The organism is Rahnella contaminans (assembly GCF_011065485.1).
Taxonomy (GTDB): domain Bacteria; phylum Pseudomonadota; class Gammaproteobacteria; order Enterobacterales; family Enterobacteriaceae; genus Rahnella; species Rahnella contaminans.
Genome location: NZ_JAADJS010000005.1, coordinates 333,203 through 354,851, shown reverse-complemented (window position 1 = coordinate 354,851; position 21,649 = coordinate 333,203). Strand labels below are relative to the sequence as shown.

Genomic DNA, 21,649 nt, shown 5'->3' with positions numbered 1-21,649 from the left:
GTAACGGTTAGTCGTAGAAATCACGGGCCGGATCAAGCACCGGTCTGATGATCCCCGCGCGGATCACGAAATCACCAAAACCTTCGCCAGTTTCGCGCTCTTTTGCCCAGCGCCCTACCAGTTCGTCGATGATTGTCAGGATCTCTGCGTCTGAAATATTTTCGCGGTACATCCGCGGAATGCGCGTCCCGGCGCGGTTACCGCCGAGGTGCAGGTTATAACGGTTGAGGGCTTTGCCCACCAGACCAATTTCCGCCAGCAGTGCACGGCCACAACCGTTCGGGCAGCCCGTCACGCGCAGAACGATGTGTTCATCGCCTACGCCATGACCGTGCATGATGCCTTCCACTTTGGTCACAAACTCCGGCAGGAAACGTTCAGCTTCCGCCATCGCCAGCGGACACGTCGGGTAAGACACGCAGGCCATTGAATTTTTACGCTGCTCTGTAACACCGTCGTCGATCAGGCCGTGATTACGCGCCAGCGTTTCTATCGCGTCTTTGTCTTTTTCGGCGACACCGGCCACGATCAGGTTCTGGTTAGCAGTTAGCCTGAAATCGCCTTTGTGGATCTTAGCAATTTCTGCCAGACCGGTTTTCAGCGGCTTGCCCGGATAATCCAGAATACGGCCATTTTCGATAAACAGGGTCAGGTGCCACTGTTTGTCGATGCCTTTCACCCAGCCGATACGATCGCCGCGGCCGGTGAATTCGTAAGGGCGGATTTCAGCGAACTGAATTCCCGCGCGCTTTTCCACTTCAGCTTTGAATACCGGCACGCCAACGCGTTCCAGCGTGTATTTCGTTTTGGCGTTTTTACGGTTGGTACGGTTACCCCAGTCCCGCTGCGTGGTCACCACGGCTTCGGCTACGGCCAGCGTTTTCTCCAGCGGGATAAAGCCCAGCTCGCTGGCGGTACGGGCGTAAGTCGCTTTATCGCCGTGTGCGATAGAAAGACCGCCGCCGACCAGTACGTTAAAACCGATCAGTTTACCGTTGTCAGCAATCGCCACGAAGTTCAGATCGTTCGCATGAAGATCAACATCGTTTTGCGGCGGGATCACCACGGTGGTTTTGAATTTACGTGGCAGATAAGTCGCGCCCAGAATCGGCTCTTCGTCAGTGGTTTCGACTTTTTCCTGATCGAGCCAGACTTCGGCGTAAGCACGGGTGCGCGGCAGCAGATGTTCGGAGATTTTCTTCGCCCACTGATACGCTTCCTGATGCAGTTCAGACTCCACCGGATTCGACGTACATAGCACGTTACGGTTAACGTCGTTGGCGGTCGCCAGTGCATCCAGGCCGAGTTTATTCAGCAACTGATGCACCGGTTTTACGTTCGGTTTCAGAATGCCGTGGAACTGGAATGTCTGACGGTTAGTAATACGGATGCTGCCGTAGATCGTGCTGTCTTCGGCAAATTTGTCGATGCCAAGCCATTGCGAAGGCGTCATCACCCCGCCCGGCAGACGGCAACGCAGCATCATGGCGTGACGCGGCTCCAGCTTTTGCTCAGCACGTTCAGCACGAATATCGCGGTCGTCCTGCTGGTACATGCCGTGGAAACGGATCAACAGGAAATTGTCACCGTTGAAACCGCCGGTCAGGCCGTCTTTTAAATCATCGGCAATGGTTCCGCGCAGGAAATGACTTTCCTTTTTCAGGCGTTCGGCGTCGGCCAGAGGCGCATCGACAATCAGCGGACCGGGGCCGGGATTGAGTTCACTCCACAACTTTTTGCTCATAAGTTTTTACTCATCGCTCTAATTTTTATAAACGCCAGATTAGTAAACGTCACGCTGATAGCGGCGATCCAGACGCAACTCGCTGAGATATTCGTCGGCGGTTTCCAGATCCATCACGCCATATTCGGCAATAATCTCCAGCAGCGCCTGCTCTACGTCTTTCGCCATACGGTTGGCGTCGCCGCAAACATAGACGTGCGCGCCTTCCTGCAACCATTGCCAGACTTCAGCGCCGCTCTCGCGCAGCTTGTCCTGTACGTAAACTTTTTCCGCCTGGTCACGCGACCACGCCAGACTGATGTGGGTCAGCAGGCCGTCTTTCACGTAGCGCTGCCATTCCACCTGATAAAGGAAATCGTCGGTGAAGTGCGGATTGCCGAAGAACAGCCAGTTTTTGCCGCTGGCCCCGTCGTTATCACGCTGCTGGATGAACGCGCGGAACGGCGCAATCCCGGTGCCCGGCCCGATCATAATGACCGGCGTTTCAGGATTAGCTGGCAGACGGAAATTGTCGTTGTGCTCGATGAAGACTTTCACCTCGCCGTCTTCTTCCAGACGGTCAGCCAGATAACCTGATGCTCCACCGGAACGCGGACGGCCATCAATGTCATAACGCACAACGCCAACGGTGATATGCACCTCGGATTCGGTTTCGGCCTGTGACGAGGCAATCGAATACAGGCGCGGCGTCAGCGGACGCAGTAAATCCACCAGTTGCTGAGCGTCGAGTTCAGTCGGTGCCCGGCGCACCATGTCAACAAACGGCACGGTTTGCGCGTATTGCAAAAGCGCAGGTTTGTCGGCCAGCAATCCGGTCAGATGCTCATCGCGGCAAAGCGCGGCGTATTTCTCAATGATTGGCGTGGTGTTTTGCGTCAGCTCGATATGATGCTGGAGGGCTTCAGACAGCGGCATTGATTTGCCGTTGATGCCGACCGTCTCATCGCCTTTCAGCCACAGCAGTTCCACGACTTCCTGCACCAGCTGCGGATCGTTTTCAAACCAGATCCCCAGCGCATCGCCCGGCTGGTAACGCAGACCAGAATCACCGAGATCGATTTCCAGATGACGCACATCTTTATCCGAATCGCGGCCGGTGATTTTCTGGTTCACCGCAAGCGTCGCCGTCAGCGGTGCTTCTTTCGTATACGGGCTGCTGTCGATCTGATTTACACTGCCCGCCAGCGTCGGCGCGGCATGCGCGGAAGTGTCTGCTGGTACGCGCTGTTTCAGCACTTCAACTATGCGCTTGCGCCATCCGGCGGCAGTCTCTTTATATTCAACGTCCGCATCTACGCGGTCTAACAGACGCTCCGCGCCCAGTTCGCCCAGACGCGTATCGAAGTCTTTACCGGCCTGGCAGAAGAACTCATAAGAGGTATCGCCAAGCGCGAACACCGCAAAAGCCGTGTCCGTGAATTTTGGGGCTTTTTTGGATTGCAGGAATTTATGCAGCGCGACGGCTTCTTCCGCCTGCTCGCCTTCGCCCTGCGTCGACGCCACAATCAGCAGCAGTTTTTCCTGCGCGATTTGCTTGAATTTGTAATCACCGGCATTCACCAGATTCACATTCAGTTTTGCGGCAATCAGGTCATCACGTAACTGTTCGGCCACGCGGCGGGCATTGCCGGTTTGCGAGGCAGAAATCAAGGTAATCGATGCTGCTGCCGGCACCGGTGCCGGCGCGGCCACAGCGCCCGGTTGCTGGTTAACCATCCCCCAGAAATAACCGGAAAGCCAGGCCATCTGAGTCGGTGAATAATCACTCGTTGCCGATTGAAGTCGTGCCAGTTGCTCGGGGGTCAGCGGGAGCAGTGAAATTGGAGGAGCCTGAGTCGTCATCGCAGTACGAATTCCCTTATGCATAAGCCAGTCATCAATCCGGCCTTCAGCGGCTTTCAGGGGATACCTACGCGCGGAAAAGACCTTCAGAAAGTGTAAGGTTAACGAGCCGGATAATAACAATTAAAGAAGTGATGGAAATAATAAATAACCAAAATGACTAAGAGGATTTAGCGGTAAGTTCTATCTGAAAAAGTGGTAAAGGGAGTTTTTTATCGTACTGAAATCGCTATGAAATTTCCCACACACTTCGCGGGCATTTTCAAAGTGACGGAAAGTAAAAGAAAAACCCCGCCGGAGCGGGGTGATGAAATTTTTTCAGGACACGGCTTTTACGCTCAAGTCTCAGAGATGGAAGGCGTTATGCTGCTCGAACCACGCAAACTGGCCGGCGGCAAAGACCGACATTTTACTGCCGCTGTGGCCGATGTCAGAGAGGTCCATAAAGTGCCAGTTGAACGGCGTATTGTTCTGTTCGGCACGCTGCTGGGATGTGGTGAAATAGCTTTCTGCACGTTCCAGCCGGTTGGTCCCCTGCGCCATCGCCTGTTTGGATTTACGCAGCAGATGATTTTCCGGATCGTCATCTTCAGCGCCCACGGCAATCAGCACCGGTTTCGCAAAATAATCATTGAGCTGTTGCTGGTTTACCGCCACTGGCGCTTCACGCAAGCCATACGGCCAGCGCTGATCGGTATCCGGCAATGTCCACCAGCCGGCCGCAGCGCAGACGGCAGCTTTGACATTCGGCTCAGGCAATAACGTCAGCATGCGGTGAACGAACTGGCAGCCCGCGCTGTTCCCGAACAAATAGTATTGCTTCTGGCCCGTCACGCCCTGCTTTTGCAACGTCGTAAACAGATTATCGACCATGCTGAACGCCCACTGAGATTTAGGCAGACGGCGGTGCGTTTTGCTGTCCACCAGATTTCCAAGGTTGTACCCCGCCGCGCCCGGGAATTCCTGTTCGCTGAAATGCGGCACGATAACGCGCAAATGATACTGATCTGCAACGGTTATCCAGTCATTACGGTAGGTTGCCGCGTTGCGGTCAACGCCGGTCATGACCATCACTACCGGCGTATTTTCATCAGCCTCTGCGGGCTGGTAGGTGAAGACTTCCAGCGTCTTTTTACTCTGAGCCAGAGTAACATGCATGACACCGGCACCCGGCGGGAATATCAGCGGAGCTTTCGGTATAGCCGTTTTGGCGACCGGTGGCACTTTTGCCGCAGGCTGAACGGTTTTAGCCGCGGCGGGCGCGGCTTCCTGTGCGGGAGCCGTGGTTTCTGCCTGCACGCTGGCAGAGAACAACAGCGCCAGAACAGCGCAACGAAGCACAGTAATCATTCACTATCTCAACAGGTTAGTTTCTACCGGCTCACTGTAAGCCAGCAATGCGGGCGGAGTAAAGAGAGTAAAAGTCAGGATTTGGTGAAGAAAAGCGCAGTTAAGTCATGGCACGTAAGCCGGTATTCCGGTACTATGCCGCGTTTTTTCGAGCAACGAGACAGCCTCATGACCACCACATTATTTAAAGATTTTCAGTTCGAAGCCGCACACCATTTACCGCACGTCCCTGCCGGACACAAATGCGGCCGGTTGCATGGCCACTCTTTTACCGTTCGTATAGAAATCACCGGTGAAGTGGATCCGCACACAGGCTGGGTAATGGATTTCGCCGATCTGAAAGCTGCATTCAACCCGACGCTGGACCGCCTCGATCATTATAATCTGAATGATATTCCGGGCCTGGAAAACCCAACCAGCGAAGTGCTGGCGGAATGGATCTGGAATGAGATGAAGCCGAAGCTGCCTTTACTTTCCGCCGTGCGCGTGAAAGAAACTTGCACAGCGGGTTGCGTCTATAAAGGCTGATCCACCCGATATGGCTATTTAGGCGATATTTAAGTATTTATGGGTCTGCATCGACAGCCGCCAGTTCTTTGCAATGCAGGTCGCAATGCACAGTCTGGTGGCTTCTTCTTTTTGGCTGATAGGCTGCAACGCGATAATGCGTGATTTGCTGTCGGTCAGCGTTTCCAGCAATGCTTCCAGTGCGTCGATATCACGCTGACGCGCCACCGGATGTTTCACTTCATCAGCACGTTTCAGCGCCTGCGGCAGAATGTCGTACCCGCCACGCATATTCACTTTAGGTGAAACGGTGACCCAGGTATTCACTGAACAACGCACTTCATGCGTGCCGCTGGTTTCAATCTGACAACTGAAGCCGTTTTTCTCGAGCAAAGAGGTCAGCTCGGTCAGGTCATAAATGCACGGCTCGCCGCCGGTGATCACCACGTGACGGGCGGTGTAACCCTGTTGTGCGATGACGTCCAGCAACTGTTCTGACGTCGCGTTACCCCAGGCATCACTCTCTTCGGTTTTGACCAGAATGCGCTGCATATCGACTTCCCGATCGGCAATTTTATCCCAGGTGTGTTTGGTGTCGCACCAGCTGCAACCCACCGGGCAGCCTTGCAGGCGCACAAAAATCGCCGGCACGCCGGTAAAATAACCTTCCCCTTGCAGGGTTTCGAACATCTCATTAATCGGGTACTGCATCGTTTTCTCAGTCATCTCTAAAAAATCAGCGCGCATTATCACAGATAAGACGGGTGAGGCCAAACTTGTGCTGTAAATGAGTATGGCAGATTTGCCCGACACCATTTTTCAGGCATAAAAAAACCCGCCGGAGCGGGTTTTTAAGAAAGCGTTACAGGGCAATAATTACTGACCTTTAACTTCTTTCAGACCGTTGAACGGAGCAGGAGTACCCTGTGCCGCCAGCGCTTCTTCGATACGGATCAGCTGGTTGTATTTAGCAACACGGTCAGAACGGCTCATAGAACCGGTTTTGATCTGGCCAGCAGCAGTACCGACCGCAAGGTCAGCGATGGTTGCATCTTCAGTTTCGCCTGAACGGTGAGAGATAACGGCAGTGTAGCCAGCATCTTTAGCCATTTTGATCGCAGCCAGAGTTTCGGTCAGTGAACCGATCTGGTTGAATTTGATCAGAATGGAGTTAACGATGCCTTTGTCGATACCTTCTTTCAGGATCTTGGTGTTGGTTACGAACAGATCGTCACCCACCAGTTGGATTTTGTCGCCCAGAACTTTAGTCTGGTAAGCAAAGCCAGTCCAGTCAGACTCGTCCAGACCGTCTTCGATAGAAACGATTGGGTATTGTTTGGTCAGGTCTTCCAGGAAGTGAGTGAACTCTTCAGAAGTGAAAGCTTTGTTGCCTTCGCCAGCCAGAACGTATTTGCCATCTTTGTAGAACTCAGATGCCGCACAGTCCATCGCCAGAGTGATGTCTTTGCCCAGTTCGTAGCCTGCTGCTTTAACCGCTTCAGCGATCACAGCCAGAGCTTCTGCGTTAGAACCCAGGTTTGGCGCGTAGCCACCTTCGTCACCAACAGCAGTACCCATGCCTTTAGATTTCAGAACTTTAGCCAGGGTGTGGAAAACTTCAGAACCCATACGGATGGCTTCTTTCAGCGTTTTCGCGCCAACAGGCTGAATCATGAACTCTTGAATATCAACGTTGTTATCAGCGTGTTCGCCGCCGTTGATGATGTTCATCATAGGCAGTGGCATAGAGTATTTGCCTGGGGTGCCGTTCAGTTCTGCGATGTGGGCGTACAGTGGCAGACCTTTAGAAGCAGCAGCCGCTTTAGCAGCAGCCAGGGAAACAGCCAGAATCGCGTTAGCACCGAAGTTAGATTTGTTTTCGGTACCGTCCAGGTCGATCATGATTTTATCGATGTTAGCCTGGTCTTTTGCGTCTTTGCCCAATACAGCCTGAGCAATTGGACCGTTAACAGCAGCAACGGCTTTCAGAACGCCTTTACCCAGGAAACGGGATTTGTCACCGTCACGCAGTTCCAGCGCTTCGCGGGAACCGGTAGAAGCACCTGATGGCGCAGCAGCCAGACCAACAAAACCACCTTCCAGATGAACTTCAGCTTCTACAGTCGGGTTACCACGTGAATCGATGATTTCGCGACCGATGACTTTAACGATTTTGGACATTAGGATTTCCTCAGTACAAGTTAACTAAAGCTTCAGACAAACGACGCATCTGCGACACGTCGTTTCCCCTGTATTTTATTTTACCTGACGCTTCTGATACTCACCGGCAGCCTTCACGAAGCCTGCAAACAACGGATGACCATCACGCGGCGTAGACGTAAATTCTGGATGGAACTGGCAAGCAACAAACCACGGATGGTTTGGCAGCTCGATAATTTCCACCAGTTGCTTATCGCCAGAGCGACCGGCTACGCGTAAACCTGCGGCTTCGATTTGTTTCAGCAGCATATTGTTCACTTCGTAACGGTGACGATGGCGTTCAACTATTGTCGGCTCGCCGTACATCTCGCGAACCAGGCTACCCTCGTTCAGGTGACATTGCTGACCACCTACACGCATGGTTCCGCCTAAATCACTGTCTTCGGAACGTACTTCGACGTTACCTTCTTCATCGCGCCATTCAGTGATGAGGGCGACTACCGGGAACTTACAGTCTGGCACAAATTCCGTTGAGTTGGCGTTATCCATACCCGCAACGTTACGGGCAAACTCAATCAACGCAACCTGCATACCCAGACAAATACCCAGATAAGGAATGTTGTTTTCACGCGCATAACGGGCTGTCGCGACTTTCCCTTCCACACCTCGATAACCGAAACCACCCGGGATTAGGATTGCGTCCAGGCCTTTCAGCACTTCGACGCCACGGGTTTCGACATCCTGTGAATCGATAAGTTTAATGTTCACGGTCAGGCGATTTTTCAGGCCACCGTGTTTGAGCGCTTCAATCACAGACTTATACGCGTCTGGCAGCTCAATGTACTTACCGACCATACCGATGGTGACTTCACCGCCCGGATTCGCTTCTTCGTAAACAACCTGTTCCCACTCGGACAGATTGGCTTCCGGCGCGTTGATGCTGAAACGTTTACAAATATAGTCGTCCAGACCCTGAGATTTCAATAGGGCCGGGATTTTATAAATGGAATCAACATCTTTAAGGGAGATAACCGCTTTTTCCGGCACGTTACAGAACAGCGCAATTTTTGCACGCTCATTAGCAGGAACAGCGCGGTCAGAACGGCAGATCAGCACGTCTGGCTGGATACCGATAGACAGCAGTTCTTTCACAGAGTGCTGGGTCGGTTTTGTTTTCACTTCACCGGCAGCGGCCATGTACGGCACCAGGGTCAGGTGCATGTACAGCGTATGTTCACGGCCCACTTCAACCGCCATCTGACGAATCGCTTCCAGGAACGGCAGGGATTCGATATCACCGACAGTACCGCCAATTTCAACCAGCACGACATCGTGGCCTTCGCCGCCTTCAATGATGCGTTCTTTGATGTTGTTGGTGATGTGCGGGATAACCTGAATGGTCGCGCCGAGATAATCGCCGCGGCGCTCTTTGCGCAGCACGTCAGAATAGATACGGCCCGTGGTGAAGTTGTTGCGGCGAGTCATCTTGGTGCGGATGAAACGCTCGTAGTGACCCAGATCGAGATCGGTTTCAGCGCCATCTTCGGTAACGAAGACTTCGCCGTGTTGAGTAGGGCTCATCGTACCCGGATCCACGTTGATATACGGGTCCAGTTTCATGATGGTCACGTTGAGGCCACGGGCTTCGAGAATAGCCGCCAGAGAGGCTGCGGCAATGCCTTTACCCAGAGAGGATACGACCCCGCCGGTCACAAAAATATAATTAGTTGTCATGCTGAACCTGAGAGGTTAGGTTTAAAGATGATGGAGTAACCAAGACGGGAAAACAGTATACCGGAACCTTGTGTGCGCCACAAATAATCGTTTTGCTGTCCATCATCGTTTCCTTGCCGTCAGTTCAGAAAGGTTTTGCCTTTCAGCCCTTCCCTCTCAGTCTTTCAAAAACAAACAGTTAGCTGATAAAACATGCATTACTGTTCGCATAACTCACTAAAACATCTTAGATTTCAATTTGTTGGACTTTAATGCTCGCCGATCAGCGTTTTAGCCCCTGAATGACACTGAGCTTAACCGTTTCAGCATTGTCAGATCTTGTCGCCGATCAAAGTCGTATTCGCCGATCTCAGTCTTCCTGCTTTTTCACCTGCTGCCAGGCAGCTTCCATCTGTTCTAGCGTGGCGTCTTCCATATTTAACCCTTTGCTGCGAATAATCTCCTCAACCTGCCGGAAACGACGCTCAAACTTGCGGTTAGCGGCCTGCAATGCATCTTCCGCTTTATGGCCGAGATGACGTGAAAGATTAACGGTCGCGAACAGCAGATCGCCGATCTCCTCACCCAGTTTCTCCTCGTCGATCACGGCCTGACGCGCTTCAAACATCACCTCGTCGATTTCTTCGTACACTTTGTCGAGCACCGGCCCGAGCGTCGTCCAGTCGAAGCCGACATTGGAACAGCGCTTCTGAATTTTGTGTGCTTTCATCAGCGCTGGCAGAGCAGACGGAATGTCATCGAGCGCGGAATGCAGGGATTTTTCCGCCCGCTCCTGCGCCTTACGCGCTTCCCATTTTACCAGCACGTCTTTGCTGCTAGCCTCTTTCGACCAGGCCGCTTCAGTGCCAAAGATCTGCGGATGGCGGCGCTCTAATTTGTCTGAAATAGCGTTGCAGATATCGTCAAATTCAAACAATCCCTGCTCGCTGCCCATTTGCGCGTAGAACACCACCTGGAACAGCAGATCACCCAGTTCGTCGCGCACATCGGCGTAATCTTTGCGGGCAATCGCGTCCAGCACTTCGTAGGTTTCTTCCAGCGTATATGGCGCGATAGTCTCGAATGTCTGCTCTTTATCCCAGGGGCAACCGGCTTGGGGGTCACGCAGAGTTTTCATGATGGTGAGCAAACGTTGCAAAGGAGTTTCAGTCATGGCGCCCGTCCGTTTTAAAATTTTTTCTGGCGGAATAAAAATAGAAAAGGCCCGACTGGCGGGCCTTGAGATAAAGATAATCAACTGCCGTGCAGTCGCTTCGCTTCAATAACGTCAGGAAGCTGATTCAGTTTGGCAATCACGCGCCCCAGAACCTGAGGGTTGTAGATTTCGATATCCATATCGATGGTTGCAAGTTGCTGTTTGGTATCACTGCGGCTGGCTACGCCCAGCACGTTCACCTTTTCGTTGGCCAGAATAGTCGTGATATCACGCAGCAGCCCGCTGCGGTCGTTCGCGACCACACGCACCACCAGTGAATAGCCGCTGGAATAGCTTTCGCCCCACACGGCGTCTACCACGCGTTCCGGCGCATTCGAGCGCAAATCTTCCAGTTGATCACAATCGGCGCGGTGGATGGAAATCCCGCGCCCCTGCGTGATGTAGCCGACGATTTCATCGCCCGGAATTGGCTGGCAACAACGGGCAATGTGGTGCATCAGATTGCCCACGCCTTCGACCACGACGCGGCCATTATCTTTGGTACGCGTCGGTGGTGGCGTGGTTTTCTGCGTCAGCTGGCGCAGCGCTTCTTTATCCAGTTCTTCCGCGCTCGGCTTTTTCAGCTGCGATTGCAGGAAGTTAACCATCTGGTTGATGCGGATATCGCCGTTACCGATCGCAGCCAGAACCTCGTCGAGCGAGTTCACGTTGTAGCGCGGCAGAAGCAGTTTCTCGGCATCTTTGATGCTGATATCCAGCCGATCCAGTTCATCGTCGAGGATTTGTTTACCGGCAATAATGTTCTTATCCCGATCCTGCTTACGGAACCAGTTCTGAATTTTCGAACGTCCGCGGCTGGTAGTGACATAACCGAGGCTCGGATTCAGCCAGTCGCGGCTTGGGTTCGCATGCTTCTGGGTGATGATTTCAATCTGATCGCCCATCTGCAACTGATAGGTAAACGGCACGATACGCCCGCCGATTTTCGCCCCGATACACCGGTGACCGACATCACTGTGGATGTGGTACGCAAAATCGAGCGGCGTGGAGCCCATCGGCAGATCGATAACATCGCCTTTTGGCGTAAACACGTAAACGCGGTCGTCGAAGACCTGACTGCGCACTTCGTCGAGCATTTCGCCCGAATCGGCCATTTCTTCCTGCCACGCGATAAGTTTACGCAACCACGCGATGCGCCCTTCATAACCACCGCTGCGGCCACCGACCACGGCGGTACCTTCTTTGTATTTCCAGTGCGCGGCGACGCCCAGCTCGGCGTCTTCGTGCATCTGGCGGGTACGGATCTGCACTTCCAGCGTTTTACCGCGCGGCCCCAAAACAACGGTATGTATCGACTGATAACCGTTTGGTTTCGGGTTAGCGACGTAATCGTCAAACTCATCCGGCAGATGGCGGAAATGGGTGTGCACAATCCCTAACGCGGCATAGCAATCCTGCAAACGTTCCACCACGATACGCACGGCGCGCACGTCGAAGAGTTCATCGAAGGACAGGGATTTTTTCTGCATCTTGCGCCAGATGCTGTAGATATGTTTCGGGCGGCCATAAACATCAACTTTGATGCCCTCTTCCGCCATCGCATTTTTAACGGTCGAGACAAAATCGTCGATGTACTGCTCGCGGTCAATACGTCGCTCGTGCAGCAGTTTGGCAATGCGTTTGTATTCGTCGGGATGCAGATAGCGGAAGCAGAAATCTTCCAGCTCCCATTTGAGCTGGCCGATACCCAGGCGGTTCGCCAGCGGCGCATAGATATTGGTACACTCTTTTGCAGCCAGAACGCGCTCTTCCTCCGGCGCGTCTTTGACTTCACGCAGATGCGCAATACGTTCTGCGAGCTTGAGCACCACGCAGCGGAAATCTTCCACCATCGCCAGCAACATGCGGCGGACGTTATCCACCTGCTCGGAGCCCATCGAATCGTTTTGTGTGGCTTTCAGCTGGCGGATGGCGTCCATATCACGGACACCGTGAACCAAATCCGTGATGCCTTTGCCGAATTGCTGCGTGAGGGTTTCTTCGTCGATGATGCCGTCATCGACCAGCGGGAACAGCAGCGCGGCGCGCATACTGTCGTTATCCATGCTGAGGGTCGAGAGGATTTCAACCATTTCCAGACCGCGCCAAAGCAGAAGTGACGCGTCAGGATGGCCCTGCGTTTGCTGTTCGCAGTAGCGCCAGGTTTCGGCTAAACGCTCACATGATTGCTGGCTGGACAGCCCTAAACTGTTGATCCAATCGTCGAGCGCAAACTCGCCAGCCGTATTCAGATGTGCACTTCTTACCGCAACCATACCCTCTCCCTACGTTTCTGATACAACGCCTGTATCAGACGGGTTGATAAACAGAGCCATCGATTCAAGGTGCCCGGTGTGCGGGAACATATCCAGCATACGAACCTGAGCTAAGCGATAACCCGCCTCCAACAAAATTTTACTGTCCCGGGCCAAAGTCGTGGGATTGCAGGACACGTACACCACGCGCCTCGGGGCAAGCTTAATAATCTGCGTCATTACGCCAGCAGCGCCGCCCCGGGCCGGATCCAGCAGGACTTTCGTGAAGCCTTGCGCCGCCCAGGGTTGCTTACTGACATCGTCTTCCAGATTTTCGTGAAAGAACGACACATTATCTAATCCATTATTCCGGGCATTATCTTGCCCATTCGCCACCAGTGTAGCAACACCTTCGACGCCGACAACCTGCTTAGCTCTTTTTGCCAGCGGCAGGGTGAAATTTCCCATCCCGCAGAACAAATCCAGCACGCGATCTTCAGGTGTCAGTTCCAGCCACTGCAAGGCCTGTGCCACCATTTGCTGGTTAACCGCATCATTGACCTGAATAAAATCACGCGGACCAAATTTCAGATTCAAACCCTCAATCTGGTAATAAGGCGTCTCGCCGCATAAACGCTCCAGCGTATCACTGTCGGGCGCCAGGAAAATCGTCAGCTGATGTAGCGCGGCAAATGCTGTCAGACGCGCACGGTCGGTTTCACTGAGCGGATCAAGATGACGCAGCACCAGCAGCGGACCATTATCCGCCAGCACCAGTTCCAGATGCCCGAGGCGTTTCGCCGCCGTCAGCGAGGAGAGGCATTTCTGCACCGGCACCAACAGTTGCTCCAGTTCAGGGCGCAGCACCGGGCATTTTGTGATGGCAACCAGATCGTTCGACCCTTCCTGACGAAATCCCATCACCAGCGGACCGTTCACGGTTCCGGCTTTACGTCCCGGTTTAACGCCGGCGATTTGTAATCCCAGACGCGCGCGACGGCGGTAGCCGTATTGCGGACCGGCAATCACCGGCTGTTCCTGCGCCTGCACGCCAGTTTCGCGGGAGATCAGGCGCAACAATGACGCCGCTTTACTGCGCTGTTGCAGCGCCTCGCTGGCGTGCTGCTGCTGACAGCCTCCGCACGTCGAATAATGCGGGCACTGCGGTTTTACGCGCTCGGCACTGGTATTCAGCAAACGTTTCAGACGCCCTTTGGCGTACTTGCTTTTATCTTCTGTTAAAGTGACTTCCGCCTGTTCGTCAGGCAGTAAACCACTGACAAATACCGCTTTGCCGTTGTGACGCGCAACACCCTGCCCGAAAGCATCAAGGTCGGTGGCGGTCACAGTTATCGTTTGCCGGGTCGTCACGCGGCGGTTCGGAGAGTAGAATTGAGCCATTATTGTCGATTGCACGCTGGTTTATTAAGCTTACTTTAGGTAATTCTCCCACATTGGAACCTCATGACCAAATATAGCCTTCGCGCACGGATGATGATCCTGATTCTGGCACCGACGTTAATGATCGGTTTGCTGCTCAGCACCTTCTTTGTGGTGCACCGCTACAACGAGTTGCAGAACCAGCTGACAGACGCCGGAGCAAGCATTATCGAACCTCTGGCGGTCGCGAGCGAATACGGCATGACGTTCCGCGAACGCGAACCGGTGAAGCGCCTGATCAGCCGCCTGCACCGCAATCACTCAGATATTGTCCGCAGCATCAGCGTTTTCGACGGCGACAACAAACTGTTCGCTACCTCCAACTCGCTGCGCGAAGGCAGTCCGTTGCAGGTGAAAAGTGTCGACGATATTCCGCGCAGCCTGACCAAAGTTCGCGCCGGCGATATGTTAATCCTGCGCACACCGATTCAGGCCGAAAACCACACGGAAACGGATGATGAAGCGTTCATGTTGTCTCAGGAACACATGCTAGGCTATATCGCCATTGAGCTGGATTTACGTTCCGTGCGCCTTGCGCAATATCAGGAAGCGTTCGTTTCCACCATGCTGCTGTTGCTGTGTCTGGGGATCGCCACCCTGTTTGCTTACCGCCTGATGCGCGACGTCACCGGCCCCATACGCAATATGGTCAATACGGTTGACCGTATCCGCCGCGGCCAGCTCGACAGCCGCGTGGAAGGCAATATGCCGGGCGAGCTGAGCATGCTGAAAAACGGCATCAACTCGATGGCGATGTCGCTGACGGCGTATCACGAAGAAGTGCAGCAGAACATCGATCAGGCCACGTCAGATTTGCGTGAAACGCTTGAGCAGATGGAAATCCAGAACGTCGAGCTGGATCTCGCGAAAAAACGTGCGCAGGAAGCCGCGCGTATTAAATCTGAATTCCTGGCCAATATGTCCCACGAGTTGCGTACGCCGCTGAACGGCGTGATTGGCTTCACCCGTCAGACGCTGAAAACACCGCTCTCGCCAACGCAGGCGGATTACCTGCAAACCATCGAGCGTTCCGCGAATCACCTGCTGACCATCATTAATGACGTCCTGGACTTCTCGAAGCTGGAAGCCGGCAAGCTGGTGCTCGAACATATTCCCTTCGCCCTGCGTGAAATGCTCGATGAAGTGGTGATCCTGCTCGCCCACACCGCGCATGATAAGGGGCTGGAGCTGACGCTGAACGTCCACAACAACGTGCCGGAAAACGTTCTCGGCGACCCGATGCGCATGCAGCAAGTGGTTACTAACCTGCTGGGAAATGCGATTAAATTCACCGAAAGCGGTAACATTGATATCAATGTTGAATTGCGCTCGCAGAATAATTTGCAAGTGGAACTGGAAGTGCAGATCCACGATACCGGCATCGGGATTTCCGAGCGCCAGCAGTCGCAGCTTTTCCAGGCCTTCCGTCAGGCAGATGCCAGCATTTCACGCCGTCACGGCGGCACCGGTCTGGGGCTGGTCATCACTCAGCGTCTGGTCAAAGAAATGGGCGGCGACATCAGCTTCTACAGCCAGATCAACCGCGGTTCGACGTTCTGGTTCCACGTCACGCTGGAACTCAATGAAAACCGCCACGTGACGCCGGTTTCTATGAGCGGCCTTGAAGGCAAACGTCTGGCCTACGTCGAAGCCAACCCGGCGGCGGCGAAAGCCACGATGGAAATCCTGCAAGCCACACCGCTTGATATCACCCACCGCACCACGCTGGCGGCGCTGCCGGATGCGTATTACGACATGATGCTGTGCAGCATTCCGGTCAAACCGGATCAGACGCTCTCCGATTACGACGGCAAACTGAAAAAAGTGCTGAGCATGACGCGCCACCTTCTGCTGGCGTTGCCGAGCCAGTTCCAGGTCGATGCCGAAGAACTGAAACGACGCGGCGTGCAGGCTTGCCTGATCAAACCGATGTCCAGCATCCGCCTGCTGCCTTTGTTGCTTAAAGAACAACAGACCTCGGTCAGGGTGATTAACAACGAAGAAGGCCGGACTTCGCGCCTGCCGCTGACCGCGATGGCGGTGGACGATAACCCGGCGAACCTCAAACTGATTGGCGCGTTGCTCGAAGAACTGGTGGAAACCACCGTGCTGTGCCACAGCGGTGAGGAAGCGATTGAAGTCGCGCGTCATACCGATCTGGATATTATTTTGATGGATATCCAGATGCCGGATATCGACGGTATCCGCGCCAGCGAAATCATTCACCAGATGGCGCGCCACGCGAATACGCCGGTCGTCGCGGTCACCGCGCACTCGCTGAGCGGCGAGCGCGAACAACTGCTGAAACTCGGCATGGATGATTATCTGGCGAAACCCATCGACGAAAGCATGCTGAAAAATGTGCTGTCGCGTCATCATTCTCATCAGACGCAGCTGAATTCGCCGTTACAAACCGAAGAAAAACTCGCGCCAATCAGTACGCTCGACTGGCAGCTGGCGCTGAGCCAGTCCGCCAATAAAGTCGCGCTGGCGCAGGATTTACTGCAAATGCTGGTGGAGTTCCTGCCGCAGGTGGCCGAACGGGTGGAAGCCATCACGCGTAACGAGCCGGATAACGATATTTTGGCGCTTATCCATAAACTGCACGGCAGTTGCAGCTACAGCGGCGTGCCGCGCCTGAAACAGCTGTGTTTCTACATCGAACAACAACTGCGTCAGGGCGTGAGCGTCGATGCGCTGGAGCCGGAATGGTTCGAGCTGCTCGACGAAATCGAAAATGTGAAACAGGCTGCGGTGGCATATTTGCCGAGGTAAAACCGCAAAATAAAACGCCCGATCATGCCGGGCGTTTTGGTTTCTGCAAATCAGCGCATCAGAACCAGGTTTTCACCGCGCCGGTGACATCCCATTGTTCATTAACCAGCAATAACTGACGCCATTTGTCGAACGTCAGGCACGGATGGCAGATATCAAACACCAGCATATCGCCGACTTTCAGATCCGCATTTTCCGGGATCGACATAAACGCATGCTGATCCATCATCGCGTAAACTTTCCAGTTCTCAGGCGCAGGCACCACGGTGGTGTAACCGGCCTGCGTGGCGCTGTGCGGACGGAAATGCCCGGCGGCTTTCGGATAACCGGCGTCATAACCCGCATCGCGCTTGCCTAAAGCGATAATCGCCCTGCCCGGTTCCGGCAAAGACTGCACCGCCGCCCAGACCTGCAACGCGGGTTGTAAACTGCTGTTCATCTCACGCGCCACCGGATTGCTGGTTTGCATACGTTCCAGCGCCGCCTGATATGCACCAACGTCATGCGTCACGTAGCAACCCGAACGCAAAATAATATCCAGCGTATAACGCTTTTGCGCATCCAGATGCGGATCTTCCCGCGTCAGTTCTTCCGCCACTACGTCAAACCAGGCCGAACCGGCACCGGTTAAAATCACCGTGGATTCAGCGAATTCCCCGGCCTGCGCCAGCACTTCGGTGCGTGCCAGAACATGACGCAGAAAAGTGCGGATCACCGCTTCGTCGTTGCTGACTCCTTCATAAAGTTCGACGCCCACCAGCGCCAGCGATTGCGGCCAGCGTTTCACGGCGGCGAGTACGTCGGCTTCCTGCTGATCTGTGCGGATCCCGGTGCGGCCACCCACAATCCCGTATTCAAACATGATCCGCAATCTGAGCTGCTGGCCGGCAAAATAGTGCCCGAGCGTTTCCACGTTTTCGGCTGAATCCACAATGCAGGTGAAATCAAAATCAGGATCTTCGCGCAGCAGTCCGGCGATCATCGCCATATTGCCTTTACCGACCAGCTGATTCGCCATAATCACTTTGCGGACGCCGTGCTGAAATGCCACGTTCACCTGCGGCGCGGTTGCCAGCGTGATGCCCCACGCGCCGTATTGCATTTGCAGCTGATACAGTTCAGGGCTCATGGTCGTTTTGCCGTGCGGTGCCAGTTTCAGCCGGTAGCGCTGGATAAATTCACGCATCCAGGAAAGGTTGTGTTCGATTCTCTCTTCAAGCAGAACGGCGACCGGCAGGCTGACGTCTTCACGGAGAATATTCCAGCCCTGCGCGCGGATATCGCCCGTCAGCGCACCGGCTTTCAGCGTTCCTAATCCTTTGGTTTGAGTTTCTACCGGCTGCTTCGAAAAATCAGTCTCTGACATGCGTGTTTTCTCATTGGCGAATGTCTCTAAAACCTAACGTAAAATCGCCGCAAATAAAATACAAAAACCGGCGCAGGCTGGGCCTGGACACCGGTTTTTTATACTGACCGTTTCAGCTCAGAGTTTTTGCGATAACTTAATGGTGGCGGCAATATTACGTGCCGACTTGCGCAGATTGTCTGCGGCATTTTTCAGAGCATCATCCAGCGTACAAATGCTGTAAAGCACACTGAAAACGGCGTCCAGTCCGTGGCTGTAAACGACATCCACATCTTTGGTCAGGCTGCCTGCGATACCAATGACAGGTTTGTTATAACGCTTGGCGACCCGCGCGACACCAATCGGCACTTTACCGTTGATGCTCTGGCTATCGATGCGCCCTTCGCCGGTGATAACCAGCGTGGCGTCTTTCACCAGCGCATCAAGACCCAGCGCGTCCGTGACAATCTCAATACCCTGACGAAGTTCAGCATGGCAGAATCCGAACAACGCCGCGCCCATTCCGCCTGCCGCGCCGGCACCCGGAACATGCTCAACGTCAATGCCCAGATCCTTTTTGATCACCCGCGCATAATGATGCAGATAGCCATCGAGCTGTTCGATCATTTCTGGCGTCGCGCCTTTTTGCGGCCCGAAGATCGCAGAAGCGCCGTCTTTTCCGGTCAGCGGATTGGTGACATCACAGGCCACTTCAAAGCGGCATTTTTTAATTCTGGGATCCAGTTCGCTGATGTCGATATGGTGCAGTTTCTCCAGCTCGCCACCACCCTGACCAATTTGCTTGCCTTCTTTGGTCAGCAGTTTTGCGCCCAGCGCCTGCATCATGCCTGCCCCGCCGTCATTTGTGGCGCTACCGCCGATGCCAATAATGCAATGTTTAACGCCATGGTCGAGCGCGGAATGGATCAGCTCGCCCGTACCGAAAGAGGTGGTTTTGAGGGGGTTGCGCTGCGCCGCAGGCACACTTTCCAGCCCGCTGGCGGCCGCCATCTCAATGAAAGCGATTTTCTCATCCCCGGAGAGCCCGAAGAAAGCCTCAAGTGGCGTGCCCAGCGGCCCGGTGACAGTCACCTTAACCACGCGGCCTCCGGTCGCCGCCACCATCGCTTCGACGGTGCCTTCACCACCGTCAGCAACCGGCAGTTTGACATACTCCGCCTCGGGGAAAATCTCACGGAAACCACTCTCGATGGCCTTTGCCACATCCAAAGCAGACAAACTTTCTTTGTATGAATCCGGTGCGATCACTATTTTCATAAAGTCATTACCTTCATAAACTGCACGCGCCGAAGTGGAAAAGCGTCCTGTCAGTTTTGCATCCTGCCTGAAGGGAAACGCGGCCTGTTTGACGATTTTAGGCCACGTTGCCACCACAGACTAACGGGTAACTTCAACCTTCGCTAAGGTTTCATAATAGCGTGCAATGGCGCTATGGTCAGATTGCCCGTGACCATCCGCTTTCAGTGCCTGCATCATTTCCATGACCAGCGAGGTCAGAGGCAGTTGCGCGCCGACGCCGTGAGAAGTGTCCAGCGCGTTGGCTAAATCTTTGATATGCAAATCGATACGGAATCCCGGTTTGAAGTTGCGATCCATCACCATCGGTGCTTTTGCTTCCAGAACCGTACTTCCCGCCAGACCGCCGCGAATCGCCTGGAAAACTAAATCAGGATCCACGCCCGCTTTGGTCGCCAGCACCAGCGCTTCGGACATCGCCGCAATGTTCAGCGCCACAATGACCTGATTCGCCAGTTTGGTGACGTTTCCTGCGCCGATATCACCGGTATGCACCACGGAACCGGCCATGGATTTCATGATTTCATAGCATTTTTCGAAGACCGCTTTATCTCCGCCGACCATGACGGACATGGTGCCGTCGATGGCTTTCGGTTCGCCGCCGGAAACCGGCGCATCGAGCATCGCGATTTCTTTCGCGGTCAGCGCCTGGCTGATTTCACGGCTGGCCAGCGGTGCGATAGAACTCATGTCGATGAAAATCGTACCCGGACGCGCGCCTTCAATCAGGCCATTTTCGCCCAGCGCCACTTCTTTGACCTGCGGTGAATTCGGTAACATGGTGATGATGACGTCAGAGAGCGCAGCGACCGCTTTCGGTGTTTCCGCGGACGTTGCGCCCAGTTTCACAACTTCGCCGACCGCGTCCTGATTACGGTCCATCACGACAACCTCATAACCTGCTTTCAGCAGGTTTTTGCTCATAGGTTTGCCCATGATGCCTAAACCAATAAAGCCAATTTTCATTCGGGTATCCTCTTTATATTGATGTGATGAGACCGGTTCACTGGGTAAAGCGATCGCACAGCGCCTGAGTACCGGCGCGGAAAACGCCTAAATCACTACCGACGGCAACAAAGGTTGCGCCCCAGTCCAGATAGCGACGTGCGTCCGCTTCAACCGGTGCCAGAATGCCGCTGGCCTTGCCGTGTGCTTTTGCACGTTCAAAAATGTGACGGATTGCCGCCTGAACTTCCGGGTGTCCGGCATTACCGAGATGTCCCATGGCCGCTGCCAGATCGCTCGGGCCGACAAAGATGCCGTCGATGCCGTCAACGGCCGCAATCGCATCAAGGTTGTCGACGCCTTGCTGACTTTCGATCTGCACCATAACCGCGATGTTGTCGTTAATGCTGGTGAAATAATCCGGCACGGTGCCGAACATATTGCTGCGATGAGAAACCGAAACGCCGCGGATCCCCGCTGGCGGATAACGGGTAGATGCCACGGCGCGTTCGGCCTGTTCCTGTGTTTCAACAAACGGGATCAGGAAGTTATAGAAACCAATATCCAGCAGGCGTTTGATGACGACCGGATCATTAAATTGCGGGCGCACAACCGGCGCACTGCGGCTGCCTTTCAGCGCCATCAGCTGCGGAACAAACGTCGTGACATCATTCGGCGCGTGTTCGCCATCAAGCAGCAGCCAGTCAAAACCCGCCACACCGAGCACTTCTGTGGAGATCGGATTGCACAGCGCTGACCAGCAGCCAATCAGGGTTTTCCCTTGCAATAAGTCCTGGCGGAACCGGTTTGGAATCATTTGATTACTCATCTCTAACCTCGTTATGGAGCGGGAGCCGGAGTGCCCGGAAAACCCGCCATCGCAATTTACTGTTTTCGAGTTTCAGACGCTTAGGTTCAGCAGCATCGGGCCGGAGCTGAACTCTCATGTTGCACATCACACTATTTATGCAGAATTTTTCGCAGGAAAAAATTCAGTTTTGGAATACTGTTTTATTTTTCTATTTTCTATTATTTCCTGC

15 protein-coding genes are annotated in these 21,649 nt (G+C 54.1%); 2 read left to right on the top strand and 13 right to left on the bottom strand.

Annotation, left to right across the window (positions count from 1 at the left end):
* Positions 1-7: 7 nt before the first annotated feature.
* The 3 genes from cysI to GW579_RS20825 all read right to left on the bottom strand — a co-directional run bounded on the left by cysI (position 8) and on the right by GW579_RS20825 (position 4,936).
* A complete protein-coding gene (gene cysI, locus GW579_RS20835) occupies positions 8-1,744 on the bottom strand; it encodes an assimilatory sulfite reductase (NADPH) hemoprotein subunit (RefSeq protein ID WP_165061522.1) in 1,737 nt (578 codons plus the stop codon).
* Positions 1,745-1,783: 39 nt separating this feature from the next.
* The gene (gene cysJ / locus GW579_RS20830; protein ID WP_165061629.1) at positions 1,784-3,586 is read right to left on the bottom strand and encodes an NADPH-dependent assimilatory sulfite reductase flavoprotein subunit; all 1,803 of its coding nucleotides are present in this window, start codon (positions 3,584-3,586) and stop codon (positions 1,784-1,786) included.
* Between the two features lie 345 nt (positions 3,587-3,931).
* Complete coding sequence (locus GW579_RS20825) at positions 3,932-4,936, bottom strand: hypothetical protein (RefSeq protein WP_165061520.1); 1,005 nt, start codon at positions 4,934-4,936, stop codon at positions 3,932-3,934.
* 168 nt (positions 4,937-5,104) lie between these two features.
* On the opposite strand from GW579_RS20825, the gene queD reads away from it, so the two are divergent.
* Entirely contained in the window at positions 5,105-5,464 is a 360-nt protein-coding gene (queD, locus tag GW579_RS20820; protein WP_120134241.1) for a 6-carboxytetrahydropterin synthase QueD, read from the top strand.
* A gap of 18 nt (positions 5,465-5,482) precedes the next feature.
* On the opposite strand, the gene queE is transcribed toward queD, so the two are convergent.
* From queE to rlmD, 6 genes are all read right to left on the bottom strand, one after another.
* Positions 5,483-6,154, bottom strand: coding sequence for a 7-carboxy-7-deazaguanine synthase QueE (queE, locus tag GW579_RS20815; RefSeq protein WP_152324075.1), 672 nt, complete (start codon positions 6,152-6,154; stop codon positions 5,483-5,485).
* A gap of 165 nt (positions 6,155-6,319) precedes the next feature.
* Positions 6,320-7,624, bottom strand: a complete 1,305-nt coding sequence (eno, locus tag GW579_RS20810; protein ID WP_165061517.1) for a phosphopyruvate hydratase — start codon at positions 7,622-7,624, stop codon at positions 6,320-6,322.
* 75 nt (positions 7,625-7,699) lie between these two features.
* Entirely contained in the window at positions 7,700-9,337 is a 1,638-nt protein-coding gene (pyrG, locus tag GW579_RS20805; protein WP_152324024.1) for a glutamine hydrolyzing CTP synthase, read from the bottom strand.
* Positions 9,338-9,686: 349 nt separating this feature from the next.
* The gene (mazG, locus tag GW579_RS20800; protein ID WP_165061514.1) at positions 9,687-10,490 is read right to left on the bottom strand and encodes a nucleoside triphosphate pyrophosphohydrolase; all 804 of its coding nucleotides are present in this window, start codon (positions 10,488-10,490) and stop codon (positions 9,687-9,689) included.
* An 80-nt stretch (positions 10,491-10,570) separates the two neighbouring features.
* Positions 10,571-12,808 carry a GTP diphosphokinase gene (gene relA / locus GW579_RS20795; RefSeq protein WP_165061511.1) on the bottom strand — a complete coding sequence of 746 codons (2,238 nt, stop codon included), beginning with the start codon at positions 12,806-12,808 and terminating at the stop codon, positions 10,571-10,573.
* A gap of 9 nt (positions 12,809-12,817) precedes the next feature.
* Positions 12,818-14,188 (bottom strand): 23S rRNA (uracil(1939)-C(5))-methyltransferase RlmD, encoded by a 1,371-nt coding sequence (gene rlmD, locus GW579_RS20790; protein ID WP_165061509.1) that lies wholly within the window; start codon positions 14,186-14,188, stop codon positions 12,818-12,820.
* A gap of 63 nt (positions 14,189-14,251) precedes the next feature.
* Between rlmD and barA the strand changes: the two genes are divergently transcribed.
* Entirely contained in the window at positions 14,252-17,002 is a 2,751-nt protein-coding gene (gene barA, locus GW579_RS20785; protein WP_152324028.1) for a two-component sensor histidine kinase BarA, read from the top strand.
* A gap of 58 nt (positions 17,003-17,060) precedes the next feature.
* On the opposite strand, the gene GW579_RS20780 is transcribed toward barA, so the two are convergent.
* The 4 genes from GW579_RS20780 to garL all read right to left on the bottom strand — a co-directional run bounded on the left by GW579_RS20780 (position 17,061) and on the right by garL (position 21,438).
* Entirely contained in the window at positions 17,061-18,368 is a 1,308-nt protein-coding gene (locus GW579_RS20780; protein WP_165061507.1) for an amino acid deaminase, read from the bottom strand.
* 117 nt (positions 18,369-18,485) lie between these two features.
* On the bottom strand, positions 18,486-19,625 hold the full coding sequence (locus GW579_RS20775) for a glycerate kinase (RefSeq protein WP_152324030.1): 1,140 nt from the start codon (positions 19,623-19,625) through the stop codon (positions 18,486-18,488).
* Positions 19,626-19,745: 120 nt separating this feature from the next.
* Positions 19,746-20,684, bottom strand: a complete 939-nt coding sequence (garR, locus tag GW579_RS20770; RefSeq protein ID WP_338105870.1) for a 2-hydroxy-3-oxopropionate reductase — start codon at positions 20,682-20,684, stop codon at positions 19,746-19,748.
* On the bottom strand, positions 20,668-21,438 hold the full coding sequence (gene garL, locus GW579_RS20765) for a 2-dehydro-3-deoxyglucarate aldolase (RefSeq protein WP_152324032.1): 771 nt from the start codon (positions 21,436-21,438) through the stop codon (positions 20,668-20,670). The genes garR and garL overlap by 17 nt, the downstream gene beginning before the upstream one ends.
* Positions 21,439-21,649: the final 211 nt, after the last annotated feature.